Source organism: Burkholderia sp. LK4 (genome assembly GCF_001043615.1).
Taxonomy (GTDB): Bacteria; Pseudomonadota; Gammaproteobacteria; order Burkholderiales; family Burkholderiaceae; genus Burkholderia; species Burkholderia cepacia.
On record NZ_LDUL01000022.1, the window covers coordinates 104,247 to 115,936 of the forward strand.

The following is an 11,690-nucleotide window of genomic DNA, read 5'->3' on the forward strand; positions in this document are numbered from 1 at the left end:
TTACGCGGCAAGCAGGCCGGCGCGTGTCGTCGGCATCGCAACGAAGCCCGGCAGCGCCTCGACGCGTGCCAGCCACGCACGCACGTGCGGATACGGTTCGAGCGACACGCCGCCTTCCGGCGCGTGCGCGATGTACGAGTACGCGGCGACGTCCGCGATCGTCGGCTGCGCACCGGCCGCGAACGGCTTGCCGGCCAGCTCGCGATCGATCACGTCGAGCACTTTCGCGGCCGTACGCTTGGCCGCTTCGTGGTCGAGCTTCGCGCCGAACACGGTCACGAGCCGCGCGGCAGCCGGCCCCGCTGCGATCGGCCCCGCCGCATACGAGAGCCAGCGCTGCACGACGGCCGCGCCGGCCGGGTCGTCGGGCAGCCAGTGCGCGTCGCCGTAGCGCTTCGCGAGATACACGAGGATCGCGTTCGAATCGGCGATCACCGTGCCGCCGTCGTCGATCACGGGCACCTGCCCGAGCGGATTGAGCGCGAGGAACGCCGGCTCGCGCTGTGCGCCGGCCGCGAGATCGACGTCGACGGTCTCCGAAGGCAGGCCGAGCAGCGACAGGAACAACCGGACGCGATGCGCATGCCCGGACAGCAGGAACGAGTAGACGCGAATCGGCGAAGCAGGCTTGCGGACGGCAGACATGGAAAACACTCCGGAATCTCGCGCCGCCGGGGATCGGCGACGAACACCTGCAGCGTAGCGCTCGCCGTTCGTCGCCAGAAGACGGATAATCGTGGAAACATTATCCGCTTCCATAGGACAATCGACGATGGCCGATCTGCGCGACGTGAACCTGAACCGGCTGGCGGTCTTCGTCGCGGTGGTCGACGCCGGCTCGCTGACGGCCGCGGCCGAGCGGCTCGGCCTGGCGAAGACGGTCGTCAGCACGCACATGCAGCGCCTCGAATCCGAGGTCGGCGCGAACCTGCTGGTGCGCACCACCCGGCGGCTGAGCGTGACCGACGCCGGGCGGGCCTTCTACGACGCGTGCCGCGACATCGTGCGCGCCGCGGAAAGCGCGCTCGACGCGGTGTCGTCCGACGCGGGGCCGCTGCGCGGCACGCTGCGCGTGAGCGTGCCGATCGACTACGGCGCGCTGGTCGTCGCGCCTGCCGTCGTCGCGTTGCGCGACCGGCATCCGGGCCTCGACGTCGAACTCGTCGCGAACGACCGCGTCGTCGATCTCGTCGCGGACAACCTCGACGTCGCGATCCGCATCGGCCGCCTCGCCGATTCGAACTATCGCGCGGTGCAGCTCGGCACCTACGAGAAATGGCTGGTCGCGAGCCCCGCGTTCGTCGCGCGCCACGGGCGGCCGCAGGATACCGATGCGCTCGCCGCGCTGCCGTTCGTGATGCTGTCGACGCTGCCGCGCCCGCAAACGCTCGAACTCGAAGACGCGAACGGCGGCACCGCTTCGGTGCGCTGTGTCGCGCACGTCGTGTCGAACACCGCCACCGCGTGCCGGGCGATCGTGCTCGCGGGCGGCGGCTTCGGGCTGCTGACGGACTTTTCGACCGCCGACGACGTCGCGGCCGGCCGGCTCGTGCGGCTGCTGCCCGCGTGGCGTTCGGCGCCGGCCGGGATCCATGCGGTGTATCCGTCGACACGGCTGCCTTCGCCGAAAGTGCGGGCGTTCATCGATGCGATGAAGCAGAGGATCGACGACACGCGGCCGGCACGCAAGACGAAACGCGAACGCTAGCGCACGCCGAATTCCGTTGCGGCTGCGCGCCGCGCCGTTGCCGGCCCGCGCATTCCATTCCTCCGATGTATCGCGACATCCTCGCGACCACGCATCGCCATGCAACGCGCTCATGCGCGGCATGAAAACTAATCGATTGTTGGCGCCCCGGATCGACGCCGACAATCCGCTGCATGCCCCCTCGTTTGCGGTACGGGCCACTCCCCCTCCCAATCGGCACGTCACGATCCATGAACCATCCAGTCTCCCTCTCCTGCATCGCCGAGGCCCGCACGGCCGCGCCGGCACCGTTCCTTGCCCGTCCCCGCACCTGCGGCGAAGCACTCGTCGACCTGCTCGAACGTTATGGCGTCGAATGCGTGTTCGGCATTCCCGGCGTGCATACCGTCGAGCTGTATCGCGGGCTCGCCGAGTCGTCGATCCGCCATGTGACGCCCCGCCACGAACAGGGGGCCGGCTTCATGGCCGACGGCTACGCGCGCGTCACGGGCCGGCCGGGCGTCTGCTTCATCATCACCGGGCCGGGCATGACCAATATCGCGACCGCGATGGCACAGGCCTACGCGGATTCGATCCCGATGCTGGTGATCTCGAGCGTCAACGCTCGGCGCGAGCTCGGCGGCGGCGACGGCCGCCTGCACGAGCTGCCGTCGCAGCGTGAAGTCTTCGCGGGACTCACCGCGTTCTCGCACACGCTGCTCGACGCGGCCGATCTGCCGCAGGTGCTCGCGCGCGCGTTCGCGGTTTTCGAAAGCGCACGGCCGCGGCCCGTGCATATCGAGATTCCGCTCGACGTGATCGTGATGCCGGCGCCCGCTCTGCCCGCCGCGCCACCCGCGCTGCCCGCCCGCCCCGCACCGGACGCCGGCGCGCTCGCGGCGGCCGCGGACCTGCTCGCCCATGCGCGCCGGCCGCTGATCCTGGCGGGCGGCGGCGCCGTGCATGCGGCGGCCGAATTGCGCGAGCTCGCCGAACGCCTGCACGCGCCGGTCGCGCTGACGATCAACGCGAAGGGTCTGCTGCCGGCCGGCCATCCGTTGCTGATCGGCTCCACGCAATCGCTGCCCGCCACCCGCGCGACGATCCGCGACGCCGACGTGGTGCTCGCCGTCGGCACCGAGCTCGGCGAAACGGATTACGACGTCACGTTCGACGGCGGATTCGCGATCGATGGCCGGCTGATTCGCATCGACATCGACGCGCAGCAGTTGATGCGCAATGCCCGCGCGGAGATCGCCATCGCCGGCGATTCGCGGCTGGCGCTCGGCGCGCTGTCGACCCGCCTGCACGAAAAACCGACGACGCCCCCCGAAGCCGGCTGGGGCGCGGCGCGCGTGGCCGCCGTGCGCGCCGCGATCGCGGCGGGCCACGACGGCCCGGCGCGCGCGCAGGCGCGGCTGATCGACACGATCGTCACGGCGCTGCCTGGCGTAATCGTCGCCGGCGATTCGACGAGCCCCGTGTACGTCGGTAATTTCACCCACGACGCGCACGCACCGCGCAGCTGGTTCAACTCGTCTACCGGCTACGGCACGCTCGGCTACGGGCTGCCCGCCGCGATCGGCGCGAAACTCGCCGCGCCCGCACGCCCGGTCGTCTGCCTGATCGGCGACGGCGGCCTGCAGTTCACGTTGCCGGAGCTCGCGAGCGCGGTCGAGGCCCGCGTGCCGGTGATCGTGATCGTCTGGAACAACCGCGGCTACGGCGAGATCCGCAAATACATGGTCGCGCGCGACATCACGCCGATCGGCGTCGATCCGTACACGCCCGATTTCCTGGCGCTCGCGCGCGGCTTCGGCTGCGCGGCGCACGCGGCCGCGACGCCCGACGCACTGGCGGCCACGTTGCGCGACGCCGTCGCGCGCGCGATCCCGACCGTAATCGAGATCGACGAAGCGACATGGTTCGAGCAGGTGCAGCGATGAGTCGGGCCCCCGATTTCCACTTTGATCCGCCGCTGCGTACCGGGCTTTTCATCGCCGGCGCGTGGGGGTCCGGCGCCGACGGCGCCACGTTGCCGATCGTCGATCCGTCGACTGAAGCGGTCCTCGCGCATGTGGCTGCCGGCGGCAGCGCGGACGTCGAGCGCGCCGTCCAGGCCGCGGCCCGCGCGTTTCCCGGCTGGAAACGCACGACGGGTGCCCGGCGCGCGGCCCTGCTCCGCGCGATCGCGCGCGGCGTCGACACGCACCGCACACGGCTCGCGACGCTGCAGTCGTTCAATAACGGCAAGCCGTTCGCCGAAGCGGAGATCGACGTCGCCGACGTGATCGCCACGTTCGACTACTACGCCAGCCTCGCGGAACGCATCGACACCGACGGCGAAACCGAGGTCGCGCTGCCCGGCGACGACCACCGCGCATGGATCCGGCGCGAACCGGCCGGCGTCGCCGCGCTGATCGTGCCGTGGAATTTCCCGATGGTGACGACCGCGTGGAAGCTCGCGCCCGCGCTCGCGGCCGGCTGTACCGTCGTGCTGAAGCCGTCCGAGATCACGCCGCTGCCGGAACTCGAACTCGTCGCGATCGCCGCCGCAGCGGGCCTGCCGCCAGGCGTGCTGAACGTCGTGACGGGCACCGGCCCCGACGTCGGTGCCCGGCTGTGCGCGCATCCGCTCGTCGCGAAGGTGTCGTTTACCGGCAGCACGGCGGTCGGCGCGCAGGTCATGAAAACGGCCGCGGACACGATCAAGGGCGTCGGCCTCGAACTCGGCGGCAAGTCGTCGATCGTCGTGTTCGACGACGCCGATCCCGACCACGCGGTCGAACTGATCGCGGGCGGCGGCCTGTTCAACGCGGGGCAGATGTGTTCGGCGACCTCGCGCGTGCTCGTCGCCGCGCCGCTCGCCGACGACCTGATCGCACGCCTTGCGCGGCGGATCGACGCGACCGTCGTCGGCCCGCCGTTCGCGCCCGGCGTGCAGATGGGCCCGCTGACGAACCGCGCGCAATACGAACGCGTGAAGCGCCACATCGCGCAAGGCCGCGCCGACGGCGCGCGGCTCGTGACGGGCGGCGACGTGCCCGCCGGCCCCGGTTACTTCATCCGGCCCGCGCTGTTCGCCGACGTGCCGGCCGACAGCCCGCTATGGCGCGACGAAATCTTCGGGCCGGTGCTGTGCGTCCGCACGTTCGATACCGAGTACGACGCGATCGCGGCCGCCAACGATACCGAATACGGGCTCGTCGCGACCGTCGTCACGCGCGACGCGGCACGCGGCAAGCGGGTCGCCGATGCGCTGGAAGCAGGCGTCGTGTGGATCAACACGCCGCAACTGATCTATCCGCAAACCTCATGGGGCGGCTACAAGCGCAGCAGCGTCGGACGCGAGCTCGGCCCGTTCGGGCTGGCCGCATTCCAGGAGATCAAGCAGGTCATGATGCCGGCCCGCTGAGGCCGTCCGGCCCATGCGTTTATGTCATGCCGCGCATGCGGATATTTCGTTTGTTGCGGAAATTTGACCTCCCTACAGTTCATCCACACCCCGCGCCGCCGTTCGGCGACCGGCATCGAACCACCCGGCATCGTTCATCAGGAGACGGCCATGCAACACTTCAAGGCGGGCAGAAGGCAGGTGATCAAAACCCTCGGCACGGCACTCGCCGCATCCGCCCTTCCGATGCCGTTCATCAGTACTGCGAAGGCACAGACCAGCAGCTTCGCGGGCAAGACGCTGCGCATCCTCACGTGGTCTGACGATACCGGTGCGGCCGCGCTGCGCAACATCGCGGAAACGTTCAGCAAGCAGACCGGCGCACGCGTGATCGCCGACCGCGCGGACGGCACGTCGGGCATGGTCGCGAAGGTCAAGGCCGCCGGCGAGCGGCCGACCTACGATGTGATCACGCTGGCCGGCGTCGGTGCGGCCGGCCTCGCCGATGCAGGCCTGCTCGCGAAGCCGGACCTGAGCCGGCTGCCGAACCTGAAGGACGTCGCGCCACAGTACCGCACGGGCGCAAACGGGTTCGGTGTCGGCTACCTGCTGTGGTCGGACGGGCTGATCTACAACACGTCGACCGTCAAGACCGCACCGGCGAGCTACGAAGCGCTGTGGGATCCGAAATATGCGGGGCGCCTGTTTCTTCCGCCGCCGGAGTGGGCCGAGGCGGTCGATCTCGCGATCGTCGCCGCGAAGCTGGCCGGCGGTTCGCAGCAGAACATCGAGCCGGGCTTCCGCAAGCTCGCGGCGCTCAAGGATCGTGTGATGACGCTCGGCGAAAACCCGAACCAGGTCGCCGACCTGTTCCGCACCGGCTCGCTCGACATCGGCGGTATCTATTCGCCCGCGTTCTTCCCGGACCAGATCCGCAAGCCCGACTACAAGATGGGCGTGACGTACGGGATGAAGGAAGGCTTCGCGACGCAACTGATGTTCACGGTGATTCCGAAAGCGCACCCGGGCGACCTCGACCTGATCCATGCGTTCATCAACCACACGCTCGACGCGGGCGTGCAGGGCCGGATGGCGGCGGACGTGCTGAACGGGCCGGTGAATTCGAAGGCCGTGATCCCGGCGGAAAGCCGCGCATTCGTGCCGTCGCCGCAGCAGATCGCGGAGAAGGCCATCCTCCACGACGACAAGGCGCTCGCCGTCGTTCAGCCGGCGTGGATCAAGCGCTATACCAGCCTCTTCGCGGCCTGACGACATGGCCTCGCTGCCTTCCTCCCGTCACGCGGAACCCGTCGCCGCCGGCCCGGCCGGCGGCGCTTCGGCCGCCGCTGCCGCGCGGCCCGGCGTGCCGGCGTGGCTGCTGCTTGCGCCGATCCTCGCGTTCCTCGCGGTGCTCGCGGCGGCAACGCTCACCGTGCTGCGGATGAGCGTCGGTACGCCGGGCGACGAATGGCGCACGTTCACGCTGCAGAACTACGCCGATCTCGCCGACCCGTACTTCATGCACTCGCTGTGGCTCACGCTGCGCCTCGCGTTCCAGAGCATGGTATGCGCGGTGCTGCTCGCGATCCCGGTCGCGCTGGCGATGGCGCGCGCCGAATCGCGGCTCGCGCGACGACTCATGCTTGCCGGCGTGCTGCTGCCGCTGCTCGTCAACCTGCTGCTGCAGGGTTACGGCTGGCTCGTGATGCTCGGCCCGGCGGGCCTGCTCAACCGCTCGCTGCTGGCGGCCGGTGTCATCGAACGGCCACTGCAGCTGCTGTACCGCGAACACGGCGTGCTGCTCGGGCTGATCCAGACCGCATTCCCGCTCGCCGTGCTGCCGCTGTCGAGCGCGCTGCGTGCCGTGTCCCGCGCGTACGACGAAGCCGCCGCGACGCTCGGCGCGACGCGCTGGCAGACGCTGCGGCACGTGACGCTGCCGCTCGCGATGCCGGGGCTCGTATCGGGCGCGCTGCTCGTGTTCGCCTACAACGCGAGTGCATTCGCGGTGCCGCTGCTGCTCGGCGGCCGGCGCGTGCCGATGCTCGCGGTGCTCGTGCATGACCAGGTCGCGCCGCTGCTGAACTGGCCGGCCGCGTCGGCCTCGGGTGTCGTGCTGATGGGCGCGACGCTCGTCGTGATGGCGGTTTCCCAGCGCCTCGTGCGCGCCCTGCAACGTGACGAGGTGAACCGATGAATGCCCTTCTGCCGCGAGCACCGCTGCCCGGCCGTCTGAGCCGCGCGACCGGCACCCTCGCGACGCTCGTGCTGTGCCTCGCCGCACTGCCGATCGTGACGATGATCACGATGTCGTTCGGCTCGTCGGGCACGCTCGAATTTCCGCCGCGCGATTTCAGCCTGCACTGGTACCGCGCCGCCTGGCAGACCTTCGTGACCGCCGATGCCGGCAGTGCGCAATCGATGGGTGCCGCGCTGACGACGAGCCTCGTCGTCGCGATCGCGACGATGCTGGTCGCGACTGCGGTTTCGGTACCCGCCGCCTACGCGCTGTCGCGTTATCGCTTCCGCGGCAAAACGTTCGTCGAGCAGCTCGTCGCGCTGCCGATCGTCTATCCGCTCGTCATGCTCGGCCTCGCGCTGCTGCTCGTGTTCAACGCGCTGCCGGTCGAACTCGGGCTCGTGCGGCTCGTCGTCGCGCACGTGATCCTGACGCTGCCGTTTACCGTGAAGAACTGCGCGGCATCGGTCGCGTCGATCGGCCCGGAATTCGAGGAAGCCGCGTGCCTGATGGGCGCGAGCCCGCGCCGCGCGTTCGTCGATGTCGTCCTGCCGCTGATGCGGCCGGGCGTCCTCGCCGGCATGCTGTTCGCGTTCATCGTGTCGTTCAACGAGTTCACGGTGACGTTCTTCCTGTACAGCGTCGACACGATGACGCTGCCGGTCTGGCTCTACAGCCGCACCGTGTCGTCGCTCGACCCGACCGTGTTCTGTTTCGCGGTGTTCACCGTCGCGATCGATTTCGCGCTGATCTGGATGCTCGAAAAACTCGTCGGCGACAAGGGCGTTGCGCTCTGATACGCGCACGACTCCGCCCTCGCCCATCCAAGGACTCCCCATGACCCAGCTCACCCTTCAGAGCGTGACGAAGCGCTTCCACCACGCGTATGCCGTGGATCACGTCGACCTGTCCGTGCCGGACGGCAAGCTCGTCTGCTTTCTCGGCCCGTCGGGCTGCGGCAAGACCACGCTGATGCGGATCATCGCCGGCCTCGAGACGCCGACGTCGGGCACGATCACGTTCGCCGGCCGCGACCTCACGCACGTGCCGGCCAACCGGCGCGACTTCGGCATGGTGTTCCAGTCGCTCGCGCTGTTCCCGCACATGACGGTCGCGCAGAACATTGCGTATCCGCTGCGGCTGCGCAAGACGGCCAGGACGGCTCAAACGCAGCGTGTCGCGGAGCTGCTGGAACTCATCCAGCTTCCGCACCTGGCCGACCGGCTCGTCACGCAGCTGTCGGGCGGGCAGCGCCAGCGCGTCGCAATCGCACGCGCGATCGCTTCGTCTCCGCGCCTGCTGCTGCTCGACGAGCCGCTGTCGGCGCTCGACGCGAAGCTGCGCGAGGCGATGCAGGTCGAGATCCGGCTGCTCCAGCAACGGCTCGGCATCACGACGATCATGGTCACGCACGACCAGCGCGAAGCGATGACGATGGCCGACGAGATCGTCGTAATGGAGAAAGGCCGCATCCAGCAGGTCGGCCGGCCGCTCGACATCTATCGCGATCCGGTCAACGAATTCGTCGCGGATTTCATCGGCCTCGGCAACATCCTGCCGGTCGCGTGCGACGGCGACGACGCGATCGTGCTGCCGGGCGGACAACGGCTCGCGATCCGGCGCGCGCCCGACGCGCCGCGCGCGGACGACGCCGTGCGCCTGCTGATTCGCCCCGAGGACGTGTGCGTGCGCGCGGCCTCGGTCTCGCCGTCCGCGCCGAACACGCTCGCCGGCACGGTCACGTTCGTGCGCGACGTCGGCGCGTCGATCGAGGCGACGATCGATTGCCGCGGCTTCACGCTGACGGCAGCGACGACGCCGCGCGAAACGCCCGACCTGCACGTCGGCATGCCGGTCGCCGCCGAGCTACCCGCGCATGCATGCAAGCTGATCGCCGCACGCGGCGCCTGATTTCCGGTTCTTTCCCCAGCGCAGCAACAAGGACTCCATCATGAACGCATCGACCCAAGCCCACCGTCTCGTGCGACGCCTGCTCGCCCGCACCGCCCTCGTCTGCACCTGCGCGGCGGGTCTCGCCGCCATCGCGCCGCTCGCACATGCCGACGCACTCGACACGATCGCGAAATCCGGCGTCGTGCGCATCGGCGTGTTCGAGGACTACCCGCCGTTCGGCTCGATCGGCCCCGACATGAAGCCGCAAGGTTACGACATCGACATGGCGGCGCTGATCGGCAAGGCGCTCAACGCGAAAGTCGAGCTCGTGCAGGTCACCGGCGACAACCGGATGGCGTATCTCGCCGACCGCAAGACCGACATGCTGCTGTCGGTCGGCCAGACGCCGGAGCGCGCGAAGGTGATCGATTTCTCGAACGCGTATGCGCCGTACTATCTCGCGGTATTCGGCCCGAAATCGCTCGCCGTGAAAGGCACCGCCGATCTCGCCGGCAAGTCGGTCGCGGTCGCGCGCGGCACGCTCGAGGACCTGAGCGTGAGCAAGGTCGCGCCGCCGAACGCGACGATCAAGCGCTTCGACGATCCCAACGGCGCGATCGCGGCGTTCCTGTCGGGGCAGGCGCAACTGCTCGTGATCGGCAACGACGTCGGCGCGACGATCATCGCGCGCCATCCGTCGATCGATCCGGAGCAGAAGTTCTCGCTGTTCAGCTCGCCCGATCACGTCGGCCTGAACAAGAACGAGCCGCGCCTGATGCAGAAGGTCAATGACGCGATCGCCGGCGCGAAGAAAAGCGGCACGCTGAACACCCTGTCGCAGAAGTGGCTGCACGCGGCACTGCCGGCCGACCTGTGATGCGCGTCGCGCCCGCCCCGCATTCACGACGGAAGGTATCGTTATGACCTACGTGTTCGACTTCAGCGATTTCGGCCTCTACGCCGGCATGCTCGCGCGCGGGATCGGCGTGACGCTCGGCCTCACCGCGGCCTCCACCGCGCTCGGCGGCCTGATCGGCACCGCCGGCGCGTGGGCCGCGCTCGCCGGCCCGCGCTGGGCACGCGCGCTGGTCGCGGCCTACGTCGAGCTGATCCGCAATACGCCGTTCCTGGTCCAGCTGTTCTTCATCTTCTTCGGGCTGCCCGGGATCGGCGTGCACATCGACGAAGCGCAGGCGGCCGTGCTGGCGATGACGGTCAACCTGGGCGCGTATGCGGTCGAGATCCTGCGGGCCGGCATCGAATCGGTTCCGCACGGGCAAACGCAGGCCGCACGTGCGCTCGGGCTGCATGGCCGGCAGGTGTTCGGTCAGGTCGTGCTGCCGCAGGCGCTCGCGAACGTGTACCCCGCGCTGCTCGGGCAGGTGCTGATCGTGATGCTCGGTTCGGCCGTCGTGTCGCAGATCTCGGTGCCCGACCTGACCTATGCGGCGAACTTCATCCAGTCGCGGAATTTCCGTGCGTTCGAGATCTACATCGTCGTGACTGCGATCTACCTCCTGCTGTCGATCGCGCTGCGCATGCTGCTCAATCGCGTCGGCCGCCGTCTGTTCGCGGGCCGCGCGCCGCACGGTGCGGCTGCCGCACCGCGCCGCTCGTGCGTTGCCCGCTTTACGTGGCGCGCGCGCTCCCCTGAAACCGGCCTCCCGACGGAGCGTGCCCGATGATCGAATTCACCTTCCAGGATATTGCGTGGAACCTGCTGCTGGCCGCGCGCTGGACCATGCTGCTGTCGCTGATCACGTTCGTCGGCGGCAGCGTCGCCGGGTTCGCGCTGCTCGCGATGCGCATCTCGCCGGTGCCGGCGCTGCGCCGCTTCGTGAGCCTGTACGTCGAGCTGTTTCAGGGCACGCCGTTGCTGATGCAGCTGTTCCTCGGTTTCTTCGGACTGCCGCTGATCGGCATCGACGTGACGCCGTGGACCGCCGCATCGGTCGTATTGACGTTGAACGCGAGCGCGTACCTGGCCGACATCTGGCGCGGCTGCGTCGACGCCGTGCCGCGCGGCCAGTGGAGTGCGGCGGCCAGCCTCGGCATGACGTGGACGCAACAACTCCGTTACGCGGTGTGGCCGCAGGCATGGAAAATCGCGCTGCCGCCGACCGTCGGCTTTCTCGTGCAGGCGGTGAAGAGCACGGCGCTGACGTCGATCATCGGGCTGACCGAACTCACGAAGACCGGCAACATCATCACCAATGCGGTGTTCAAGCCGTTTCCGATCTACGCGATGGTCGCGCTGCTCTACTTCGCGATGTGCTTCCCGTTGACGTGGTACGCCCGCGTGCTCGAACGCCGCTACCGCGTCGCGAAGGCACGCTGAACCGGCGCCGCGCGCGCCTCATTACGATGCAGGTATCCCCCATGATTTCCATCAGCAACGTTTCGAAGTGGTACGGCCAGTTTCAGGTCCTCACCGACTGCACGACCGAGGTCACGAAAGGCGAAGTGGTCGTCGTGTG

General features: G+C 69.1%; 11 protein-coding genes and 1 pseudogene. 11 read left to right on the top strand and 1 reads right to left on the bottom strand.

All coding sequences use genetic code 11. The features are described from left to right. Positions 1-645, bottom strand: a complete 645-nt coding sequence (locus VK92_RS12185) for a glutathione S-transferase family protein (RefSeq protein WP_048022461.1) — start codon at positions 643-645, stop codon at positions 1-3. A 127-nt stretch (positions 646-772) separates the two neighbouring features. Here VK92_RS12185 and VK92_RS12190 point away from each other — a divergent pair, with 127 nt between their 5' ends. The 11 genes and pseudogenes from VK92_RS12190 to VK92_RS41700 form a co-directional block, all read left to right on the top strand. Beyond that, positions 773-1,708 carry a LysR family transcriptional regulator gene (locus VK92_RS12190; RefSeq protein WP_048022462.1) on the top strand — a complete coding sequence of 312 codons (936 nt, stop codon included), beginning with the start codon at positions 773-775 and terminating at the stop codon, positions 1,706-1,708. Positions 1,709-1,938: 230 nt separating this feature from the next. Next, positions 1,939-3,633 carry a 5-guanidino-2-oxopentanoate decarboxylase gene (locus VK92_RS12195; protein ID WP_082160826.1) on the top strand — a complete coding sequence of 565 codons (1,695 nt, stop codon included), beginning with the start codon at positions 1,939-1,941 and terminating at the stop codon, positions 3,631-3,633. Next, positions 3,630-5,102, top strand: coding sequence for an aldehyde dehydrogenase family protein (locus tag VK92_RS12200; RefSeq protein ID WP_048022463.1), 1,473 nt, complete (start codon positions 3,630-3,632; stop codon positions 5,100-5,102). The genes VK92_RS12195 and VK92_RS12200 overlap by 4 nt, the downstream gene beginning before the upstream one ends. Before the next feature lie 150 nt (positions 5,103-5,252). Further along, positions 5,253-6,350 carry an ABC transporter substrate-binding protein gene (locus tag VK92_RS12205; RefSeq protein ID WP_048022464.1) on the top strand — a complete coding sequence of 366 codons (1,098 nt, stop codon included), beginning with the start codon at positions 5,253-5,255 and terminating at the stop codon, positions 6,348-6,350. Between the two features lie 4 nt (positions 6,351-6,354). Next, positions 6,355-7,278 (top strand): ABC transporter permease, encoded by a 924-nt coding sequence (locus VK92_RS12210; protein WP_021162909.1) that lies wholly within the window; start codon positions 6,355-6,357, stop codon positions 7,276-7,278. After that, complete coding sequence (locus VK92_RS12215) at positions 7,275-8,117, top strand: ABC transporter permease (protein WP_021162908.1); 843 nt, start codon at positions 7,275-7,277, stop codon at positions 8,115-8,117. The genes VK92_RS12210 and VK92_RS12215 overlap by 4 nt, the downstream gene beginning before the upstream one ends. A 40-nt stretch (positions 8,118-8,157) precedes the next feature. After that, complete coding sequence (locus VK92_RS12220) at positions 8,158-9,231, top strand: ABC transporter ATP-binding protein (protein ID WP_021162907.1); 1,074 nt, start codon at positions 8,158-8,160, stop codon at positions 9,229-9,231. A 40-nt stretch (positions 9,232-9,271) separates the two neighbouring features. Next, positions 9,272-10,090: a transporter substrate-binding domain-containing protein gene (locus VK92_RS12225; protein ID WP_021162906.1), complete on the top strand. Its 819-nt coding sequence runs from the start codon at positions 9,272-9,274 to the stop codon at positions 10,088-10,090. Positions 10,091-10,133: 43 nt separating this feature from the next. Beyond that, positions 10,134-10,898, top strand: coding sequence for an amino acid ABC transporter permease (locus VK92_RS12230; protein ID WP_048022465.1), 765 nt, complete (start codon positions 10,134-10,136; stop codon positions 10,896-10,898). Beyond that, positions 10,895-11,551, top strand: a complete 657-nt coding sequence (locus VK92_RS12235; protein ID WP_021162904.1) for an amino acid ABC transporter permease — start codon at positions 10,895-10,897, stop codon at positions 11,549-11,551. The genes VK92_RS12230 and VK92_RS12235 overlap by 4 nt, the downstream gene beginning before the upstream one ends. 41 nt (positions 11,552-11,592) lie before the next feature. Then, positions 11,593-11,690, top strand: a pseudogene (locus VK92_RS41700) (amino acid ABC transporter ATP-binding protein); the annotation flags it as partial.

Coding starts and splice junctions, on each gene's coding strand:
- VK92_RS12185 (WP_048022461.1), bottom strand. CDS start 645: ATGTCTGCCGTCCGCAAGCCTGCTTCGCCGATTCGCGTCTACTCGTTC.
- VK92_RS12210 (WP_021162909.1), top strand. CDS start 6,355: ATGGCCTCGCTGCCTTCCTCCCGTCACGCGGAACCCGTCGCCGCCGGC.
- VK92_RS12205 (WP_048022464.1), top strand. CDS start 5,253: ATGCAACACTTCAAGGCGGGCAGAAGGCAGGTGATCAAAACCCTCGGC.
- VK92_RS12235 (WP_021162904.1), top strand. CDS start 10,895: ATGATCGAATTCACCTTCCAGGATATTGCGTGGAACCTGCTGCTGGCC.
- VK92_RS12225 (WP_021162906.1), top strand. CDS start 9,272: ATGAACGCATCGACCCAAGCCCACCGTCTCGTGCGACGCCTGCTCGCC.
- VK92_RS12215 (WP_021162908.1), top strand. CDS start 7,275: ATGAATGCCCTTCTGCCGCGAGCACCGCTGCCCGGCCGTCTGAGCCGC.
- VK92_RS12230 (WP_048022465.1), top strand. CDS start 10,134: ATGACCTACGTGTTCGACTTCAGCGATTTCGGCCTCTACGCCGGCATG.
- VK92_RS12200 (WP_048022463.1), top strand. CDS start 3,630: ATGAGTCGGGCCCCCGATTTCCACTTTGATCCGCCGCTGCGTACCGGG.
- VK92_RS12195 (WP_082160826.1), top strand. CDS start 1,939: ATGAACCATCCAGTCTCCCTCTCCTGCATCGCCGAGGCCCGCACGGCC.
- VK92_RS12190 (WP_048022462.1), top strand. CDS start 773: ATGGCCGATCTGCGCGACGTGAACCTGAACCGGCTGGCGGTCTTCGTC.
- VK92_RS12220 (WP_021162907.1), top strand. CDS start 8,158: ATGACCCAGCTCACCCTTCAGAGCGTGACGAAGCGCTTCCACCACGCG.